We start from the raw sequence: 19,986 nt of genomic DNA, 5'->3' as shown, positions 1-19,986 counted from the left end.
TGGCGGCTCTGTGGTGGCTCCGCCTCGGAGTGGTGGTCAATCCGGCGGCTCTGTGGTGACACCTCCTCGGAGTGGTGGTCAATCCGGCGGCTCCGTGGTGGCTCCGCCTCGGAGCGGTGGTCAATCCGGCGGCTCCGTGGTGGCTCCGCCTCGGAGTGGTGGTCAATCCGGCGGCTCTGTGGTGACACCTCCTCGGAGTGGTGGTCAATCCGGCGGCTCTGTGGTGACACCTCCTCGGAGTGGTGGTCAATCCGGCGGCTCCGTGCGAGAGGCTCCGAAGCCTGGGGGCGGATCGTCACCGGGCTCCTTCCGCGGCGGTGAGAGTGCCGGAGCGTTGCTCGACGGCATCCGATCGGGTCGTGACAACTACAACCGCGAGCAGGGTATCAGCTATCCGCGCACCAACGAGATTCGCGGCGTGCCTGCCCCCGACAAGGGCGGTAATCATAATATGAACCGTAGGGATGCCGGCGTGATGGTACAGAAGCCTGCACCGATTCGCTTCGGCCATCTCGAACGCCAGAGGGACCGTGCTGGTGTCATCGTGAATGTGGATGGTTGGCGACACGGCTACTGGCACTACGATCCGTGGTGGTGCGATCGATTCTGGTACTGGGACTACTACTGCTACGTGCCGGTGCCTCGCTACACGACCCCGTCCGTATACTACTACTATGGTTGTCTTCCGGGCTATGTATGGTACTGGCGCGTGGTATGGGTGTCGTACCCGGTAGTAGTTTACGTCGAGCGCCCCATCTCCTGGGTGTACGTCCGCTCTGGATACTACTTGGAAAGACCGACGTATTCGTCGATGGACCGCGCAATCTCGGACATCGTGGATGCCTGGCGATATGCCGATCCAGGGCTCATCGAGAGACACGTGAGGCCCGGCGACCGAGTAGCGATCTTCCTGGACGGCGAGTACTCCTACTCGATGGAAGGCTACGACTATGCGGCCATCACCAGGGACGCGGTGTTGAACGTCCGTACGAAGTCTTTCAGCGTGGATCGCGTTGCTCACCGAAGCAATGACATGGTAGTGGTTTATGCTACTCACACTTTCGTAAACCTGGACGACTACTACGAGACAGTATACGTAGCATACACCCTAGAGCGGTGTGGGCACGAGTGGTACATCACCGAAGCGGGTAGCAGTCACAGGCCGCTGGTTCGCTAGCAACGACAGCTCGTGTGGGCCGGCTCGACGCGCGTCGAGCCGGCCTTGTGCTACGTCACAGGGATGTCCGCAGTGCGTCCTTACGGCGTTCCGCCGCTCGGTCGCGATTCCGAGTCTCGCCATCTCCTGGCCACCGGAGTCGGATTGCCGAGACGGCGGAATTATCTGGGGATGGTGTCCGTCGAGACGTGGAAGTACCTTGCGCTTCCCGCAGTGGTCCGCTCGGGCCGACCACCACGACCCCATTACCGACGCAGTAGTAGAAATGCGTCTACTGTTGTCGAACTGGGCCAGAAAAGTAGACGGATTTCAACATGTTTTCTCCTATCCTGAAAAAAGTGCGGTGGAATCGTTGCCAAACGCTTGACACTAGAGTGGCTCTGTGATATGATGCTCCTGCCAAAAACGGAGCCTTTTGTGGCACTGAGTGGCAGAAGCGTTCGTGAGAAGGCGGAATTGGACGGATCAAGCGCTGAGCGACCGAGACCTCTACGTCTCGGACGAGAGTTCACGAAAACCGACGACAAAGGTCGGGTGGTCATCCCCCAGCGGATGCGCGAAGCGCTCGGTCCTAGCGTGACCTTGACTAGCGGCTTGCTCGGCGAATTGCTCTGCTTCTCGGATGAGGACTTTGAAAGCTACATCGCTGGTCTTCGGGAGAAGTGCTACAGCGAGGATGACTGGTGGACGATAAAGACCGCTATAGAGCAACCTGCGGAGCATGGGCATGAAATCAAGCCCAACGGTCGTCTGACGATCCCGGAGCATTTGCGAAAAGAGCTGCACATAGACGGCAACACCGAAGTGGTCCTAGTGTGGGACTCGAGCGGCCACCTTCAGATATGGAGGGGCCACGACTACGCAGAGATGCGCAAGAACCCCGCCGAGTACAAGGCTAAGAACCGCACGCCGCTAAGGCGCATGGTACTTCGGTCTTCCGCCGGCCCACACAGCACACCCGGAGTGTAGGGAATGACCGGGCACCAGCCCGTCATGGCCCTAGAGGTCGTTCGATATGCCGCTCCGCAACGGGGCGAGACCGTAGTGGATGCCACCCTCGGGTTGGGCGGCCATGCAGCTTTGCTAGGGACGGCGATTGGACCGGAAGGGACTCTAGTCGGTCTGGATTGGGACGCGGAGCTTTTGGAGCAAGCCAAGGAGAGGCTTGCGGATTTGGTGTGCAGGAAGCACTTCATCCACTCCGATTTCCGGAAGCTCCCGGCAGTGCTCGGGCAACTCGGTATCCGACACGCCGATGTCATCACCGCTGACCTGGGTGTCTGTTCGGTCCACCTCGATCGGGCTGAGAGGGGCTTCTCCTTTCAACAGGACGGGCCACTCGATATGCGGATGGACCGGTCGCAGGTGGGCCGGACAGCGGAACATCTCCTGAGGAGCACCAGCGAAGCCGAGTTGGAGCGCATCCTGAAAGAGTACGGCGAGGAACGCCACGCACGCGCGATTGCCAGGGCTATCTTCGTCCGCGTACGACAAGGCAGGATGCGCTCCACCGGCGACCTCGTCGAGGCGGTATCGGATGCAGTGCCTCCGCACGCGCGGGACCGAAGGATTCACTTCGCCACGCGCACGTTCCAGGCCATCCGATGCGCAGTGACTGGCGAGCTTGCGGGCTTGCAGGAAGCGGTGGAGCAGGCCATCGGTCTGCTGTCCCCCGGAGGGCGCATCGCTGTGCTCGCCTATCACAGCCTCGAGGATCGGCAGGTGAAGCGCGCCTTCGCGAGGTTGTCGGGAAAGTGTGTCTGCGAGCGCGGCGTTCCCGAGTGCCGATGCGGCAAGGTGCGAGTGGTGGAAGTGCTGACACCCAAGCCGGTGCAGCCGACCGCCGATGAGATACGAAAGAATCCTCGCGCACGCAGCGCGAAGCTGAGAGTGGCTCGACGCATATCAGGATGAGAGGATCAAAGGTGGTAACGAAGGTAGCTCCGAGAATAAGAGAGGAGAGGCAGGGCAAGACACGCAGGGTTGCCTCGCGTGTGCTCGTCACCGATGTGCAAGTACGCTCGACGCAATCCGACGTCGGTCGGCCAAGCCGCAAGGTAGCGTCCGCTACCACAACTACGCGACGCCGGTCTCGAAAGCGCGCCATGCCATTTGCCTACGGCTTTGCCGTGCTTACACTGGCGGCGCACCTGGGCTTCGGATTCGCTGGCTCCGTCCTCGCCGAGCAGACGAGAGCGGATGTGGTGAACCTGCAGGGGCGGTTGGAGGAAGTAGTCGCGCGAAATCAGGCACTACGCGCTGAAGTGGACGAGCGCACGGCTACGTTGCGAATCTCTCGTTGGGCTGCGGGGCATAGCATGGTGCTAGGTAGCAGTCTGCTAGTGCTCGACAAGCAGGGACGCCCGGAGTCGGATGGCTCGGGTGACACCACGTCGTATGCGAGCGTGGGAGGCACCTTTGGCAGCGGACGCACGTGAGATCCGTGCCGTTCACCGTCGCCTGATCCTGCCGGCGCTCCTGTTGCTCGCTGGGTTCTGCGGAATCGTAGTGCGCCTATGGGCGATGCAGGTGCAGGATTACGAGAAGTACCTGCGAGAAGGGCAAGCACGGCTTCAGGAGAGCGTGCCGGTACGGGCGAGCCGAGGCGATATCACGGACAGAAGCGGGCGACCGCTCGCGACTTCCGTAATCACCTACCGTCTCGGACTGACACCTAGTCGTTGCCCCGATAATCCTGCTTTTCATGCGGCGATTGCCTCGGCCGTCGGCATCTCGCCTGCCAAAGTCGGCATGATCCTTTCTGGCGCACCGACGGTTTGTCATATCGTCGCGACGGGTCTCAGCAAGGAGCAGGCAGCCGAGCTTCGCGCTATAGCCAGGTCCTGGAGAGCGGACGGCCTCTCGCTCGAGTCGGTTTCAAGGCGGGTGTACGCCAACTGTCGCTTGGCGTCCCATGTGATAGGTTTCGTCAATGAAGCCGGAGATGCGCTGGGAGGCATCGAACAGGCACAAAACGTAGCGCTGACAGGTGTGGATGGTGTTATCGTAGGCCCGACAGATGCGCGAGGGTATGTGCTACCTGGCCATCGCGAGAGGTACACGCCCGCGCGCGATGGCAAGACCGTGCGACTGACCATAGACTTGGACATTCAGCAAGCGGCTACGGAAGCGATCGCCGAGGTGGTCGAAAAACACACTCCTTCCACCGTAGCAGTGGTAGTGATGGAGCCCCACACCGGCGATGTGCTTGCGATGGTGAGTTGGCCCGATTTCGACCCCAACGACCCCGCCGCAGCTCTGCGCACGCGCTATCGAAACGAGAACTCCTCTCCCCTGCGCAACTCGTGTGTCAGCTTGGCTTTTCCGCCCGGCTCGGTCTTCAAGGTGTTCACCGTAGCTGCGGCGCTGGAGGCCGGCGTGGTCACTCCGGAAACGCAGACCTATTGTGCGGGCGTACGCAAGTTCGGAGGCCGCGACACGCGGTGCGCCCTCCACAATGGCAAGCGTGCTCATGGAGTGCTGAATCCTTATATGACCATCGTGAGGAGCTGCAACTTGGCGGCGGGTGAGTATGCGCAGCGGCTGGGGGCCAAGAGATTCATGGAGTTCATCCACTCCTTCGGCTGTGTGGACAAAACCGGCATCGGGCTCCCGGGCGAGACGAGAGGGTTATTGCCTCCGCCGGAGAAGTGGGGCAACCCTGCGCATCAGCTCGCCGTGCTCGGGTTCGGTCAGAGTATTTCGGTGACGCCTCTGGCGCTGACTGCTGCGATGTGCACGTTCGCAAACGACGGGCGAACGGTTCGCCCCCGATTGGTTGCGAGCGTCGGCGGTCGGGAGAACCCGGTTCGACCGGGCAAACAGGTAGTGTCTCCCGAGGTCGCGCGACTGGTGAGACAGATGCTTACCGGAGTCGTCGAGGACCCCGGTGGCACGGGTCACAACGCCGCCGTCGCAGGTTTCCACGTCGGCGGCAAAACCGGTACCGCCCAGCGTACCGACCCGATCACCAAGCGCATCTCGAATTCGCTGTACGATTCGTACTTCGTGGGCCTGGTGCCCACCGAGAACACGCGGGCCGTGGTGCTCGTGCTAGTGGACGAGCCACGAAATGGCTACTACGGAGGCCTTGTGGCCGGCCCGGTTTTCCAGAAGATCGCCTCGTACCTCGTTACTCACTGGCGGCTTCGGCCGGACGCTACGCAGAACGGAGCGGTTCAGTGAACTTTGGGGCGTTGATCCGTTGTGCGAGCCCGGTGGTTTTCGGAGGCCCCGAGGAGGCTGAGGTCGCGCGGATATCGGTCGATTCGCGACGGGTCGGGCCGGGCACCCTGTTCGTTGCTCTGCGAGGAGAGCACGCAGACGGGCACGCGTTCATACCCGACGCAGTAGAGGGTGGCGCGATAGCAGTCGTGACCGACAGGCCGGTGCCAGAGTTACCCGATGGCGTCGCGTGGGCGCAGGTGCCCGATGCCACCGATGCGCTGTGGCGCATGGCGCACTCGCTTTATGCCGACCCAACGGCCCGCCTGAAAGTGATCGGTGTCACCGGGACAAACGGCAAGACGACGACTGCACACCTGATCCGCGTGATCCTCGACCACACGGGCATAGAGTGCGCCTACGTCGGGACGCTCGGTGCTGAATGGCGGGACCATCGGCGGGACCTCGGCCACACGACGCCCTTCGCCCACGACCTGGCCGAGCTGTTGGCGGACGCCGCTAGCGACGGCGTGAAGGCGATCTCGATGGAAGTCAGCTCCCATGCGCTCGCTCTCCATCGGGCTGATGGGTGTAGGTTTGACGTTGGAACCTATACAAATCTGACCGCAGAGCACCTGGATTTCCACCTGAACATGAACGACTACTATGCTGCTAAAGCTCGGCTCTTCACCGATCTGGCCGAGGCCGGGGGCAAGGACTTCGTCGGGGTCATCAATGTAGACGACCTGTACGGTAGCCGCCTTGCCACCGAGGTGCGCGGGCGAGTCGTTACCTATGGAAGGCAGGAAGGTGACGTGCGCGCTGCTGGAACACAGGTAGCCGCAGACTCGGTGCGTTTCACTCTGGAGACTCCGTCAGGCAGAGCCGATGTCGTCATGCCTCTCGGGGGAAGGTTCAATGTTTCGAACGGACTGGCGGCTGCCGCCACAGCCTGGGCGATGGGGCTAAGCCCCGACACGATTGCCTCGGGGCTCGCAGTGGCCACTCCCGCCCCCGGCCGGTTCGAGTCGATCCCGACCGGACGCGGGTTCTCCGTGATCGTGGACTACGCTCACTCTCCCGACGCTCTGGAAAAGCTACTCGAAGCGTGCCGAGAGCTGCGCCCCAAAAGGCTCACCGTGGTGTTCGGCTGTGGCGGCGATAGGGACCGAACGAAGCGCCCGAGAATGGGCTCCATCGCTGCCGAGCTCGCTGACCGGGTGATCGTCACCTCGGACAACCCACGGACCGAAGACCCCGATAGTATCATCGAGAACATCTTGGCAGGGATCACTCCCACTCCTGCGGCGGCGGTCGAAGTGGAGCCCGACCGCCGCCGCGCAATCCACCGCGCTGTCCAGACCGCTCGCGACGGGGACTTGGTGGTGATAGCCGGGAAGGGGCACGAGGACTATCAGATCATCGGTGTCACCAAGATCCACCTGGACGACCGCGAGTTAGTTCGCGAGGCGCTCGCATGACCCCCCACGCTTCCCCCCCGCACTCCAACGGCGTGCTCTTCCAGCTGAGTCAGGCTGCGCACGTAATGGGTGGCACGTTGATGGGGCGCGACGGGGGTGTTACTTCGATCGTTGCGGACAGCCGACAGGCATCCGATGGCAGTCTCTTCTTCGCAATCCCCGGCACCCGTGTGGACGGACACGACTTCATCCGAGACGCGTTTCGACGGGGCGCGGTCTGCGCGGTAGTCAACCGCGGCCGCGCCCCGCTCGAGACGACTCACATAGCAGTAGACAATACGGTAACTGCTCTGGGTGTTCTCGCAGCCTGGCACCGTTTGCGCATGCCTGCGAAGGTGATCGGAATCACCGGTAGCACGGGCAAGACGAGTGTCAAGGAGCTGACCGTTGCTGCACTCTCTGTCATGGCGAACGTCCACAAGACCGAGGGGAACCTCAACACCGAGATCGGAGTGCCGCTCGCTCTCTTCGACCTGATGTCTGGGCATCATCTCAGCGTAGTCGAGATGGGGATGCGTGGTCTCGGTCAGATCACGGAGCTATGCCGAATCGTTTTGCCTATCGTCGGCGTGGTGACCAACGTGGGTCTGGCTCACGTGGCTGAGGTCGGGTCGCCGGAGGGTGTGGCACGGGCGAAAGGCGAACTTGTCGAGGCATTACCACCCGACGGTGCCGCGGTCCTGCGTGCCGGCGATCAGTGGACGCAGAACCTGAGAGCCCGTGCCGCATGCCCGGTGATCACGTTCGGGCCAGGTGGAGATGTTCAGGTGATGCACGTCGAACCCGCAGAGACTCACATGGAGGTCTCTTTCTCCGCATTCGGTCGGCGAGTCGTCGGGCAGATTCATGCGCTCGGTAGGTTTCAAGCAGAGAATGCCGCTGCGGCGCTGGCGGTGGCTGGGGCGCTGAACCTCGACGTCGAGAGGGCTGCAGCGGGCCTGCGCAACGCGGCGTTTCCTCCTCAACGGATGCAGACGATTCGATTCGGAAGCGTTCAGGTGCTGGCGGACATGTACAACGCCAACCCGGACTCGATGAAGGCTGCACTCCGAACTCTCGCTGAGATGCGGGCGAAACGGCGGATTGCGGTCCTGGGCAGCATGTTAGAGTTGGGAGAATTCGCTGAGCAAGAGCACCGCTCGATTGGACGGCTGGTGGCGGAGCTCGGCGTAAACGAGTTGGGCGTGGTCGGCACGGAGGCCGGATGGATCGCCGATGCAGCGCTGGAGGCATCCATGCCCAGGGAGGGAGTCACTCGGCTCGAAACGACAGAGGCGGCAGCCGAGTGGCTCCCACGATTTGTACAAGATGAAGACTTGATCTTGATCAAAGGTTCTCGCGCGTTGCGGATGGAGCGGCTGCTGGACGCTCTTGCTGAGGCTCAATGATGATGCAGGCGATGCTGGTGACTGCGCTCGTCACGGCAATCATCGGATGGCCCGTGCTCCTGCTGCTCCGGCGGCTCGGCGTCTCGCAGAAGATCAGCGAGTACGTGCCAGAGCACAGCGAGAAGCAGGGCACGCCGACGGCTGGCGGGCTGATGATGCTGCTCGCAGCTCTGGTAGTGTGGGGGCTCGTCGTTCGGGTTGGCGACTGGGAGCCACGGCCGCCTGCCTCAGATGGTCTGTGGTTGACGCTCATCGGCGGGTTCGCGCTGATCGGTCTCCTGGATGATGTGGTGCTGCCGCGACTGACGAAGAAGCGCGGGCTCGGATGGATACCTAAGCTCATCCTTCAGTTCGCGGTCGCCGTGCCGGTGTGCGTGGCGTACTTGCAGTCCCGAGACGGCACTTCCTGGCTGGTCGGCTCAGACCTCGCCCCCATCGCAATAGCCGCTGTCATCGTGGTAGGAGTTGCGAATGCAGCCAACTTCACCGACGGCATGGACGGGCTTGCGGCGGGTGTGATGGTTTTGGCGTCCATCGGCCTGTTCATGGGCGGTGGTGACGCCTTCTTCTGTGCGGTCCTCGCCGGCAGCGCGCTGGGTTTCCTCGCGTACAATGCACCACCCGCTCGGCTATTCATGGGTGACACGGGTTCGCTGATGCTGGGCGCGGGTTTCGGCTTTGCGCTGTTAGCTCAACCGCAAGCGTCTCCGTGGCTGCTGCTGCTTCTAGCAGTGCTCATTGTCGAGCTGGTCCCGGTGCCTCTTCAGATTCTGTGGGTGAAGTTGTTCAAGCGGCGGTTGTTTCTCCGCACCCCCATCCACCATGCGTTTCAGTATGCGGGTGTTCCCGAGCGGCGGGTGGTTGCAGGCTTCCTCGTCGTCCAGGCTGCTTGCACCGTAGCCTACGGGGTGTTGGTCCGATGATTGCGGGCATCGCGCGAGCAGCAGTCCTTGGGGCGGGGAAATCGGGTAGAGCAGCCGCCCAGGCATTGTCAGCATCGGGAGCACGCGTCACCATCTATGATGAGAGCGACGTGAACCTGCCCGGATACAACGTGGTGGCCACCTGGGATGGCACACTTCCCAGCGAGTCGCTCGATCTGGTCGTCACCAGCCCCGGCTTCTCGCGTGAGCATCCCTCTCTGCGTGCTGCGGTCGAGAGGGGAATCCCAGTGTGGTCTGAGCCCGAGCTGGCGTACCGTATCTCCAAGGTACCCATCATTGCTATCACCGGTACGAACGGCAAGTCAACTACCTCCTACCTCACCTACCGCATGCTGCAGGCGGCAGGCTTCCGTGCGCACCTGTGTGGAAACATAGCGGGGTCGGACGAGGACAAGCCCACCACACAGGCCGCCATGGAAGCCCAACCAGGAGACGTGCTCGTTGCCGAGATCAGCAGTTTCCAGCTCGAGTGGGTGGATGGCTTTCGCCCTCGAATCGCAGTGCTAACTCGTCTGGACCAGGACCATCTAAACCGGTATGCCGGTAGCTTCGAAGAGTACGCTGCTGTCAAGCGGCGGATCTTCCGTAGGCAGTCCGCCGAGGACTTCGCCGTCATCGGGTACGCAGAGGTGCCGGAAGTGGCGTCGCGCCGCATTTCCTTTCCTCGCGCATTGCCTGGCGACTGCGCGTTTCACCGGGAAGGGCAGATGGTGTTGCGGCTCGATGGCGAGGAGCATGCCCTTGGCGAGCACAGCGACATACACACACTCAGTGCAGCCGACAAAGACAATGCGCTAGCAGCGGCGACCGCAGCTTGGCTGTTCGGGGCGCGCGCAGATGCTATCCGTCAGGCGCTGCAAGGTTTTCGAGGGCTCACCAGCCGGATGGAAGTGATCGGGGTCCACCAGGGCATAACCTTTATAGACAACTCTGCAGCCACGAACCCCACCTCGTGTGCGAACGCCATCACGTCTTCAGGTCCGAACACGGTCCCACTCATCGGAGGGGTGGCGAAAGGGAATGACCCAGCGCCCATCGTGGCCGCTTGTCGCACACTCGAGCGTCCTGCCGTCCTATACGGCGAGATGGCCGGCGCGCTAGCAGGTCTCTTCGCCGCAGCAGGCGTATCTCACGTGGAATTGAATACGCTCGACGAGGCGTTCGCATCCGCTCTCGGCCTGGCAAAGCCGGGCGACGTGGTGTTGCTCGCGCCGGGCGGGGCCAGCTTCGACCAGTTCGGCAACTTCCTAGAACGGGCTGAGCGGTTCCGTCAGCTGGTTCTTCGGCATGGCGGGGAGGTCCCAAGGTGACCATCGAGCTAGCACGTCGCAAGCAAGACGTGTATCTGACCGCAATGTGGCTCGTTGCTGCAGTGCTAGGTGCGTTCTTCGTCCTCGACGCCGTGTACCCCAGGGCAATCAGTTCGGGTACGCTCTTGGTGCAGGTCCGTCAGCAGGTCGTGTACCTGGTGTTAGCACTGCTGGCGTACATGGTCGGCAGTCGCTTGTCCGCTCGATGGCTGCGCGGGGTAGGGCTGACGCTATTCGTCCTGTCGCTCGTAGGTTGTGTCGCGGTGATGGTGCCAGGTGTCGGCCTCGAGGTGAACGGTGCCTCGAGGTGGTTGTCGCTCCCGGGTGGCTTCACCGTTCAACCGTCCGAGTACCTCAAGCTTGGCGTCGTGTTAGTAATGGCTCAGCTGCTGGAGAGGCTCCCGAAGCGTGAGCGCGGGCCGCGGAAGAAGCATACCGATGCCGGCCGCATCCTACGATTCACGGTGATAGGTTCGATCGTGATTGCGGCGGTGCTCGTCGAAAGGCAGCCTGACCTGGGTACGGCAGCGGTGGTGATGATAGTGCTACTGAGCATGATGTGGTTGGGCGGGATGCGGTGGACTACCATAGCGGGTGGTGTCGGGCTTGCAGTGCTGGCAGCTATTGTGATGGTGCAGATGCAGCCCTATCGCTTGCAGCGCATCTTGCATCACAACCAGCGCTGGGACCCCACGGTTTCGCAGGCGGAGGGATTCCAGCCCGTGCACGCCGAGCTGGGTATCGGTATGGGCGGCGTAACCGGTCGAGGCATCGGTATGGGTCTGGCCAAGTATAAGTTGCCTGCGGCCACTACCGACTACGTCTTCGTCACCATCGCCGAGGAGACGGGCCTACTCGGCTCTCTCGTCGTGGTCGGCCTACTCGCCGGCATCGTGGGCAGGCTGTTCTGTCTCTCGGCCAGGGCGCCCACTCGGTTCGCAGCACTCGTCGCCCCGGGACTCGGCTGCTGGATCGGCGCGCAGTCGGCAATGAACTTGGTGATGGTGACCGGGGTCGTCCCGCCCGTGGGCGTGCCGCTGCCTTTCTTCAGTATGGGCGGCAGCGGCCTCACGGCGCTGGCGTTCGGATTGGGTATTGTTCAGGCTGCGATGCTTTCCGAGCGGAAGGAGGGAGCGCAGGATGCGACTCGTGATCTGCGGCGGAGGGACGGGAGGACACGTGTTCCCAGCCCTTCGTATCGGGTTCGCTGCGGTTTCTCGAGGATGTGAGGTCCTCTACGTCGGCAGCTATCGCGGCATCGAGAACCAGTTTGCACGGGACCTGCCCTTCGCCTTCGATCGAATACATGCCGAACCGGTCGGTGCGCCTCTGACACCACGAGGCATCAAGGGCCTACTGAAGCTTGCACGTGCTCAGCGCGAGGCAATGCACATCCTCGATGCCTTTCAGCCGGACGTCGTGTTCGGTACGGGTGGCTACGCCGCCGCTCCTGTGTTGATGGCGCAGCGAAAGCGAGGAGGCCCTTACGTCCTTCACGAGCAGAATGCCGTCGCCGGTCGCGCGAACCGGATGATGGGGAAGCATGCCGTGGCAGTGTGCGTGGTGTTCGAGCAAGCGATTCGGGACTTCCCGAAGTCGCGGGTGATCAGGACCGGCATGCCGTTGCGAGACGAGGCTATCCAATCGAGCTTGACCACGGAGGCTGCACGCGAGAAGTTCGGTTTGCGGCCAGACCGATGGACCGTGTTGGTCTACGGAGGCTCTCAGGGAGCCCAGGCACTCAACGAAGCCGTACTCAGCACGGCGAAGTTCATGGGCAGCGACAGCGTGCAGTGGCTTCATGTCGCGGGCGAAAAGCACGTGTCCGCGGTTCGCGCTTCGGCGGAGCGCTGCGCTTTAAACGGAAACTACGTCGCATTCGGATTTCTCGAAGGCGCGGACGTCGGCGCGGCGTTTCGTGCAGCCGATATGGCGGTGACCCGGTGCGGGTCGGGAACTCTGAACGAGACCTTGGCTTGGGGACTGCCTGTGGTGATGGTGCCGTTGCCGACTGCCGCAGCCAATCATCAATTCCACAACGCGCGGGCGGTCGAACATGCCGGGGCCGGAGTATTGCTCCGTCAGAGCGCCCTTGCGCCCGCGGTCCTAGCCGAACACATCGAACGGTGGCGAACGCACCCCGAGATTCGTGAGACGGCTTCCGCCAACGGTCGCAAAGCTTTTGTGCCCGGAGCGGCAGAGACGATTCTGGACCTGCTTGCGGAAGCCGCAGAGGTACCCGTCCGCGTTGACCGCCGCAGGAAGGTGTCGTGAGCGAATGGCAGACGACTTCGCGGCCTGCCGAAGGCCGCACTTTCTCGGCATCGGGGGCGCCGGCCAAAGCCCGCTAGCCCGGTTGCTGCTTCACCGAGGACTTGCGGTTTCTGGGTGTGACCAACGCCTAACACCTATCACCGATCAGTTAGCGGCGCTGGGAGCTGTTATCAAAGAGGGTCACGATCCCTCGCACATCGCCGATGCGGACTGGCTGATCTACACCGACGCCGTGTCCGTGGATCATCCTGAAATTCAAGCGGCGATGGCGAAGGGCATCCCAACTTGGCGACGCAGTCGGTTGCTGGGACATTTGATGGACGAGACCGTCGGAATCGCCGTGACGGGTACCCATGGCAAGACCACTACGACCACTCTACTGGGCTCTGTGCTGATCGAATGCGGTATGGACCCCACCGTGGTAGTAGGGGCGGAAGTCGAAGCCTTTGGTGGTAGCCTGCGAATCGGTGAGGGGCGCTGGTTCGTGGCCGAGGCGTGCGAGGCGTATGCTGCCATCCGAGACATGCATCCTCAGGTGGCACTACTCCTCAACCTCGAGTCTGACCACCTACACTACCACGGAAGCTTCGATAACTTGATAGCATGTGTGAGGGAGTTCGTCGCCTCTCTTCCGCCCGACGGGCTGCTCATTACTCTGGCGGATGACGAGGTGTGCGGTAGCATTGCGGCATCGGCACGCTGTCGCGTGCTGACCTTCGGTATCGGTTTCGGCGACTACCGTGCCAGCGCCCTGGAGCCTTCGGCGGATGGCACCACCTTCGATCTGTGGCGTTCGAGCGACCTGCTGGGCAGCCTCACCATCGCGATGCCGGGCGAGCACAACGTCAGGAACGCCCTAGCAGCGGCCGTGGCAGCCATCGAGTGTGGTTGCCATTTCGATGCAGTAGCACGTGCGATGGCAAGACCTATCGCTGCCGAGAGACGCCTGGAAGAGAAGGCCACGGTGCGCGGCGTGACCCTTGTGGACGACTACGCCCACCATCCCACCGAGATCAGGGCTTCCATCGCGGCGCTGCGACAGCGCTACCCCGCTCGTCGGCTGGTGGTCGCTTTTCAACCACACCTCTACACCCGAACTAGGGACTACCTTCTCGGTTTTGCCGAAGCACTCGTAGAGGCCGATGCCTTGGTGCTGACCGATATCTACCCTGCGCGTGAAGCCCCGATTCCCGGCGTGGGGTCTGCTAGAATCGCCGAGGAAGTAACACGCATTCGCCCCGACATGCCTTTTGCCTACGTGCCTCTGCTGCATGACGTGCCAAAGGCGGTGCTACCTAGCCTGCGCGATGGAGACGTGTTCGTCGCAATGGGGGCGGGGGATATCAACGAGATACTCGGTCCCATCGGTGAGCGGATCGTTGCAACCAGTGGGACCACCCTGAAGGTGCTGGTGGTAGCGGGCGGGCATAGCGCCGAGCGTGAGGTATCGCGAGCAACCGGCGAGATGGTGGCAGGTGCGCTTAGGGAGAAGGGGTTCGACGTGGATGTCTTCGACCCCACCGGGCTACGTGATGAGTTCGAGAGCCTAATCTCTGGTCGTTCGGTCACCGTGCCGGCTCGGCGTGCCGCGGGCCCTATGCCCAACGTGGTTTTCGTAGCGATGCATGGTTCCGGCGGAGAGGATGGGTCCCTTCAAGGGCTGCTCGAGCTTGCGGGCCTACCATACACCGGCTCCGGCGTTCTAGCAAGTGCCCTCGCGATGAACAAGCACCTCGCAAAACGAGTGTTAGGTGCAGCAGGCATACCGGTTGCTAGTGGTCGTCTCGTCACGAGGCAAGATCCGTTACCCGAAGACCTACCACTTCCCGCTGTGGTGAAACCCAACTCGCAGGGTTCGTCGGTTGGGCTCGGCTTCGCCACCACACTGGAGGAGCTTTGTATCGCCGTCAAGATCGCTCTACGATATGACACCGAGGCGCTTATCGAGCCATTCCTTCGCGGTACTGAGCTGTCGGCTTGCGTCCTCGGCAACCAGAATCCCGAGGTCCTACCACTCGTCGAGATTGTGCCGGCGAAGGGCACATACGATTACGAGTCCAAGTACACACCAGGTCTCACCGAGGAAATCGTGCCGGCGCGGGTGCCCGATGGGGTCGCAGCGGAGGCCGCGCGCATCGCCACCGAGTGCCATAGAGTGCTGGGCTGCGCGGGCTTTTCGAGGGTGGATATGATGCTGACCGAGGAGGGGCTGAAGGTGCTGGAGGTGAACACGGTTCCCGGCATGACGCCGACCTCTATCTTCCCGCGTGCGGCTGCCGCTGCAGGCATTTCCTTCCCCGACCTGTGTGGACGCCTCGTGGGACTTGCCCTGGAGGCTGCGGATGCGCGTCGCCCGGTCCTATAAGCGCAAGCCTCGTCACTTCCCATGGAGATGGGTCTGGGTCCTCGTGCTTGGCGCCGAACTCGCCGCAGCTCCTTTCACCTCGCCTTGGACGGCTCTAAGGACCGTTACGGTGGTCGGCGCAAACCCCAGTGACCGGGAGTGGCTGGAATCGGTCCTTCGCCCGAGGACCGGTACGCCTGCTTTGTCCGTGGACCGAGGAAGCCTCGCGCGAGAGCTGCTCAAAGAGCCTCGGTTGAAAAACGTTCACATTGCCAGAGGGCTGGACGGGCGCATGACGCTGCGCCTGGAGTACCGGCAGCCCTACGCACGGTGGCAGGGGCCCGACTGGTCCGTGGAGATTGACGCAGACGGTGTTCCGTTTCGGCACTCGGCGGTTCTGCGGCCCTTCCGCATCGTCTCCATGCGCCCGTCCCCTCCTCTCCTAGGTCGCCGTGCCCAAACATTGCATGTTCCGCTCGAAATCTTGCACTTTGTCCGAGCGAACGACCTTGCCCGCCAGGCCACCGTCACGGTTGACCGTTCCGGCGAGATGTGCTTAAATATGCCCGCGTCGGCCCCGGTACTTTTCGGGTCCGGCGAGAACGTTTCCGAGAAACTGGCGACGCTCCGATCGATCCTTGGCCGCGACCCTACCCTCCTCACGAGGGCTGAGTACCTGGACCTGAAGCATCCCGGTGCTCCGGCCCTGAAGATGAAGCGTCAACAGGAGAACGATTCGCAAGAAGCTGCGAAAGAGGCGGCGTCAGATGGACCCCTCCGACAGGAAGACCCGGCAGAGTAGTTGGCTTATGCCGCTCACGATTGCTTGCGCCCTGCTGGGTCTGATGGGCACTTGGGCATACAAGAACGAGGTACTCAACCGAGAGACGGGTGGGGGCCGTGCTACACCCCTCGCCACGACTATCCTGAAAACCGCTCGCCAGCAGGACGATGAGTACCGGGAAGAAATAATCGCTCTCCGTGGCAAGCTGGCCGAGCTGGAGCAGGCGGCTGCAGAGCGCTCCAAGCTTGCCAAGGTGATGTCCGATGAGATGCAGGCTGTGCGCGTGTTCGCTGGTTTCGTAGATGTCGAAGGCCCCGGGCTTACGATCCTGCTTCGGGATAGCCCCAATGTGCCGACCATCGTCTCGCCGGAGATTGCCGAGCGCTACCTCATCCACGATATAGACATCGTGCGCGTGGTGAACGAACTGCGGGCGGCAGGCGCCGAAGTGCTCGCGGTGGACGGGCACCGCCTTACGTCGCGCAGCGCCATCCGTTGCGTCGGCCCGGTCATCCACGTTGACGGAGTTCCGGTCTCGTCCCCGTTCACCATCCAGGCCATCGGGGACCCAGAGACGCTCAAATCCGCCGTGAACTTGCCGGGTGGTGTGCTGTCGGGGATGAGAGCGTTGGACGAGGAAATGGTCGAAGTCATCGTGGAGGAGAAGCTACGCATCCCAGCCTACAGCGGCTCCAGTAAGATCCAGTACGCTAAGCCCGCGGAACCGGTGAAACCATGATCTGGATGCCGCTGTTTGCCTTGATCATCGGTGTCATCATCGCGTGGTGGCTGCCGACCCCGAGCAAAGGCGTCCTCGGCAACTACCTGTCGGTAGCGGCACTGGCGGGCATGGACACCCTCATCGGAGGGGTGCGAGCGGCGCTGGAGCGGAGCTTCGACCGCGTGGTCTTCGCCAGTGGCTTTGCCGTCAACATGATCACGGCGGCGGGCCTAGCCTACTTCGGCGACCAGATCGGCCTGGACCTGTTCTTGGCCGCGGTGGTCGTGCTGGGGGGCAGAATCTTCGTCAATCTCTCGCTAATTCGCAGGCACCTGCTCTCCCGCGTCGAAACCAACGGCGGAGGGGAGGGGTCCGTGCCACCCGCAGCGGATCCGACTGGCCAATGATTGGGCATGTTGCCATTCTCGACATAGGTTCTACAAAGGTCGCCTGCCTCATCGCAGAGGTCCATTCCGGCGGCACGACGACCGCCGTCGGCTTTGGGACCGAGGCTTGCGCCGGCATCCGGAAGGGCGCTGTGGTGGACATGGACGACACCGTCCGCGCCATACGAGCAGCCGTGGAGAAGGCCGAGGCGTCCTGTGACGTGCGAGTAGAGGCGGTGTCTGTCGGCGTGACGGGTGATCACATTCGGTTCGTTCCCGGCGAAGGGCAGGCCATGGTGGGGGGAGCTGCCCGGGCTATCACGGCGAGCGACGTGCAGCGTGCGGTCGAGAACAGTCGCTCCGTGCCTCTGGCGCACGACGAGGAAGTACTCGACGTCATTCCCTGGTCGTACCGCGTGGACGGCAGAGACGGTTTCAGTCACCCGGTGGGCATCGTGGGCTCGCGTCTCGCAGTACGTTCACACGTGATCGTGGGAGGCTCCGCTCCTGTTCGCACCCTAGCAGAGGCGGTGGAGAGAGCGGACCTGGAGTTGACCGAACTGATCCTGGAGCCGCTGGCGACGGGACGAGCCGCCTTGACCGATACCGAATGCCAGGTCGGTACCGTTTTGCTCGACATCGGCGGTAACTCGACCAACGTGGCGCTGTTCCGCGACAACGTGATTCACGGGTTTGGGCTCGTGCCCGTCGGTAGCTGGCATGTCACCTCCGACGTGAGCAAGCTATTGCGCACCTCGATGGAGGAAGCCGAGTGGCTGAAGGTCGAGTTCGGTTCCACCCGTCACACGGAGATATCCGAGGAGGAGCTGGTCGAAGTGCGGCAGATCGGTTCGCCGACGCCACGGATGTTGCGGCGAAAGCTGCTCGCGGAGATCATCCATCCACGCATGCTCGAACTGTTCACCATGGCGCGTTCGGTTGTCGAGCGCTTCGGTCACAAGCGCCTACTGCCCGGCGGAGTGGTCTTGGCCGGCGGCGGTAGCAAGTTGGATGGTGTGCAGGCACTTGCGACTGCGGTGATGGATGGTATGCCCGTGCGCATGGCAGGAGTCGAGGATGGCGGTCCGTGCATTCCATCCAACGATCCGGAGTGGATGACGCCAATGGGCCTGCTGCAGTGTGCTGCAGAAGGCATGCGGAACGAGCACGATTCGCAACAGGCAGGCGATTGGTTGAGTAACATTCGTCGCAGGTTGTTCGAAAAAGGTACCTAAGCAGATACTAGATGAACCCGAGAAGGGGGAGGAATGGCTTCGTTGAGTGATGATTACAGAGTGGCTATCACGGTCAAAGTCGTCGGAATAGGCGGTGGCGGATCTAACGCGGTGGACCGCATGATAGAGGCAGGCATTCAAGGCGTGGAGTTCATCGCGATGAACACCGACGTGCAGGTGCTGGACCGCTCCAAGGCCGACAAAAAGATCGTGTTAGGTAGCAACCTGACGCGCGGTCTCGGTGCAGGAGGTGATCCCGAGGTGGGCCGAAACTCCGCTGAGGAAAGCCGCACCGACATCCGCAAAGCGTTGGAAGGTGCGCACATGGTCTTCCTGACAGCAGGCATGGGTGGTGGTACCGGCACTGGTGCGAGTGGCGTGGTTGCGGACATGGCACGCGACCTCGGTGCACTCACCGTCGGTGTCGTGACCAGGCCGTTCGGTTTCGAGGGAGCGCGCCGCAAGAGGATCGCTGAAGAAGGCATCGCTCTGCTCCGAGATCGGGTGGATACCATAATCACTATCCCCAACGACAAGCTACTGGATGTCGTGGATCGCCGGACTACCATGCAAGAGGCATTCCGCATTGCCGACGACGTGCTCCGACAGGGAGTGCAGGGCATCTCCGACATCATCACCGACACGGGCATCATCAACGTGGACTTTGCCGACGTGCGCTCGGTAATGGAGAGCGCCGGCCCCGCCCTGATGGGAATCGGCGTTGCGAGCGGGGACCAGCGCGCGGTACACGCTGCAGAGGCCGCGGTCTCCAGCCCACTGCTGGAGACCTCCATCGTGGGTGCCAAGCGGATGCTGGTGAACATCACCGCTGGACCTAACTTAACGCTCGTGGAAGCCAACCAGGCGATGCAGTTCATCCAGAACCTTGCCGACCCCGACGAGGCCGACATCTTCCTCGGGCATGTCGAGGATCCGAGAATGGGTGACGAAGTGCGTATCACAGTGTTGGCAGCCGGAGTGGGTAGCGGCTGGACGCCTAGACCTCCCGTTCGCGAGGCGAAAAGGCTGTCGAGTACCGCCGCGGTGGAGATGCAGGTGCCCCCATCGCGTATGGAGGTGCGCAACCGCCCCGAACCAGCCCCGGTTCCTCGCGAGGCCGAGGCATCTCGGACCGTTGAGCCCACCCCGGAACGCAAGCACGAGGAGCCTTCGGAGGTGCTCCCCTCGCCCAATACTGCGCTGAGCGACGAGGATCTGGAAGTTCCCGCCTTCCTCCGGCATTATCGGGATCGGAAATAGCAGTCTCTCAGAGTGTCGTATTTTTATTGCCCTGCCTCTGCTATTCCCCACCACCCGCAGAGGGCAGGGCATCGAGTGAGAGGGGCGCGGCACAGAACACGCTGTAAGGGTTCGATGCCTGGATGTTTCGGCCGGCGACTGCTACTTGGCTACCGGCCTAGGCCTCAACAGCCGAACGTCGAGGCTCATCTTCCAGGTCGTCACAGGTCAGGGTGGCAATCTACCCGAGGCCCCCGGGACGATACAGTCACTGGAGAGACATCGCACAACCCAGGGAGACTATTCCGTGGTGGTCCCGTGTATCGCGCCTCGAAGCCGGCAGACCGAGTCCCCTAAGCCTCAGAGCCACACCCCATCGTATAAGGCATGCAAACGCGTTGGAGGAGGCCGCTGTCACTCCGCCTTATACAGGTACACTTTCTGGTTCGGCATGTCCCAGGTGGTGATGAAGCGGTTCCACACGGACTGGCCGATGTGACGCCAGCCCTGCTTCTGCGCGATGAACACCTGCACGTCGG

Annotated in this window: 18 protein-coding genes; 17 read left to right on the top strand and 1 reads right to left on the bottom strand. The window is 62.4% G+C overall.

The genetic code is table 11. The features are described 5' to 3' along the window. A partial coding sequence (locus HRF45_09200; GenBank protein MEP0766700.1) for a hypothetical protein occupies positions 1 to 299 on the bottom strand: 299 nt, incomplete at its 3' end. Between the two features lie 35 nt (positions 300 to 334). Between HRF45_09200 and HRF45_09195 the strand changes: the two genes are divergently transcribed. From HRF45_09195 to ftsZ, 17 genes are all read left to right on the top strand, one after another. After that, positions 335 to 1,177, top strand: a complete 843-nt coding sequence (locus HRF45_09195) for a hypothetical protein (GenBank protein ID MEP0766699.1) — start codon at positions 335 to 337, stop codon at positions 1,175 to 1,177. 456 nt (positions 1,178 to 1,633) lie between these two features. Further along, on the top strand, positions 1,634 to 2,146 hold the full coding sequence (locus HRF45_09190) for a hypothetical protein (protein ID MEP0766698.1): 513 nt from the start codon (positions 1,634 to 1,636) through the stop codon (positions 2,144 to 2,146). A 3-nt stretch (positions 2,147 to 2,149) separates the two neighbouring features. Next, positions 2,150 to 3,091, top strand: coding sequence for a 16S rRNA (cytosine(1402)-N(4))-methyltransferase RsmH (rsmH, locus tag HRF45_09185; protein ID MEP0766697.1), 942 nt, complete (start codon positions 2,150 to 2,152; stop codon positions 3,089 to 3,091). Between the two features lie 191 nt (positions 3,092 to 3,282). Further along, complete coding sequence (locus HRF45_09180; GenBank protein ID MEP0766696.1) at positions 3,283 to 3,615, top strand: hypothetical protein; 333 nt, start codon at positions 3,283 to 3,285, stop codon at positions 3,613 to 3,615. Continuing rightward, positions 3,596 to 5,362: a penicillin-binding protein 2 gene (locus tag HRF45_09175; GenBank protein ID MEP0766695.1), complete on the top strand. Its 1,767-nt coding sequence runs from the start codon at positions 3,596 to 3,598 to the stop codon at positions 5,360 to 5,362. The genes HRF45_09180 and HRF45_09175 overlap by 20 nt, the downstream gene beginning before the upstream one ends. Continuing rightward, on the top strand, positions 5,359 to 6,822 hold the full coding sequence (locus HRF45_09170; GenBank protein MEP0766694.1) for a UDP-N-acetylmuramoyl-L-alanyl-D-glutamate--2,6-diaminopimelate ligase: 1,464 nt from the start codon (positions 5,359 to 5,361) through the stop codon (positions 6,820 to 6,822). The genes HRF45_09175 and HRF45_09170 overlap by 4 nt, the downstream gene beginning before the upstream one ends. Beyond that, positions 6,819 to 8,210: a UDP-N-acetylmuramoyl-tripeptide--D-alanyl-D-alanine ligase gene (locus HRF45_09165; GenBank protein ID MEP0766693.1), complete on the top strand. Its 1,392-nt coding sequence runs from the start codon at positions 6,819 to 6,821 to the stop codon at positions 8,208 to 8,210. The genes HRF45_09170 and HRF45_09165 overlap by 4 nt, the downstream gene beginning before the upstream one ends. Further along, positions 8,207 to 9,133 carry a hypothetical protein gene (locus HRF45_09160; protein ID MEP0766692.1) on the top strand — a complete coding sequence of 309 codons (927 nt, stop codon included), beginning with the start codon at positions 8,207 to 8,209 and terminating at the stop codon, positions 9,131 to 9,133. Before HRF45_09165 ends, HRF45_09160 begins: the two co-directional genes overlap by 4 nt. Next, positions 9,130 to 10,464: a UDP-N-acetylmuramoyl-L-alanine--D-glutamate ligase gene (murD, locus tag HRF45_09155; GenBank protein ID MEP0766691.1), complete on the top strand. Its 1,335-nt coding sequence runs from the start codon at positions 9,130 to 9,132 to the stop codon at positions 10,462 to 10,464. Before HRF45_09160 ends, murD begins: the two co-directional genes overlap by 4 nt. Continuing rightward, positions 10,461 to 11,693 carry an FtsW/RodA/SpoVE family cell cycle protein gene (locus HRF45_09150; GenBank protein MEP0766690.1) on the top strand — a complete coding sequence of 411 codons (1,233 nt, stop codon included), beginning with the start codon at positions 10,461 to 10,463 and terminating at the stop codon, positions 11,691 to 11,693. Before murD ends, HRF45_09150 begins: the two co-directional genes overlap by 4 nt. After that, the gene (locus HRF45_09145; protein ID MEP0766689.1) at positions 11,605 to 12,738 is read left to right on the top strand and encodes a UDP-N-acetylglucosamine--N-acetylmuramyl-(pentapeptide) pyrophosphoryl-undecaprenol N-acetylglucosamine transferase; all 1,134 of its coding nucleotides are present in this window, start codon (positions 11,605 to 11,607) and stop codon (positions 12,736 to 12,738) included. Before HRF45_09150 ends, HRF45_09145 begins: the two co-directional genes overlap by 89 nt. A gap of 4 nt (positions 12,739 to 12,742) precedes the next feature. Next, positions 12,743 to 15,103, top strand: coding sequence for a UDP-N-acetylmuramate--L-alanine ligase (gene murC, locus HRF45_09140; protein MEP0766688.1), 2,361 nt, complete (start codon positions 12,743 to 12,745; stop codon positions 15,101 to 15,103). Further along, positions 15,081 to 15,884 (top strand): hypothetical protein, encoded by an 804-nt coding sequence (locus tag HRF45_09135; protein ID MEP0766687.1) that lies wholly within the window; start codon positions 15,081 to 15,083, stop codon positions 15,882 to 15,884. The genes murC and HRF45_09135 overlap by 23 nt, the downstream gene beginning before the upstream one ends. A gap of 7 nt (positions 15,885 to 15,891) precedes the next feature. Beyond that, positions 15,892 to 16,605 (top strand): DUF881 domain-containing protein, encoded by a 714-nt coding sequence (locus HRF45_09130; GenBank protein MEP0766686.1) that lies wholly within the window; start codon positions 15,892 to 15,894, stop codon positions 16,603 to 16,605. Then, positions 16,605 to 16,994: a small basic family protein gene (locus HRF45_09125; protein MEP0766685.1), complete on the top strand. Its 390-nt coding sequence runs from the start codon at positions 16,605 to 16,607 to the stop codon at positions 16,992 to 16,994. Before HRF45_09130 ends, HRF45_09125 begins: the two co-directional genes overlap by 1 nt. Continuing rightward, entirely contained in the window at positions 16,991 to 18,208 is a 1,218-nt protein-coding gene (gene ftsA / locus HRF45_09120; GenBank protein MEP0766684.1) for a cell division protein FtsA, read from the top strand. Before HRF45_09125 ends, ftsA begins: the two co-directional genes overlap by 4 nt. 33 nt (positions 18,209 to 18,241) lie before the next feature. Beyond that, the gene (ftsZ, locus tag HRF45_09115; protein MEP0766683.1) at positions 18,242 to 19,468 is read left to right on the top strand and encodes a cell division protein FtsZ; all 1,227 of its coding nucleotides are present in this window, start codon (positions 18,242 to 18,244) and stop codon (positions 19,466 to 19,468) included. Positions 19,469 to 19,986 lie beyond the last annotated feature (518 nt).

It is taken from the genome of Fimbriimonadia bacterium (genome assembly GCA_039961735.1).
Taxonomy (GTDB): domain Bacteria; phylum Armatimonadota; class Fimbriimonadia; order Fimbriimonadales; family JABRVX01; genus JABRVX01.
Note: the sequence above shows the minus strand (reverse complement) of the source record. Positions and strands in the feature narration are given on the sequence as shown.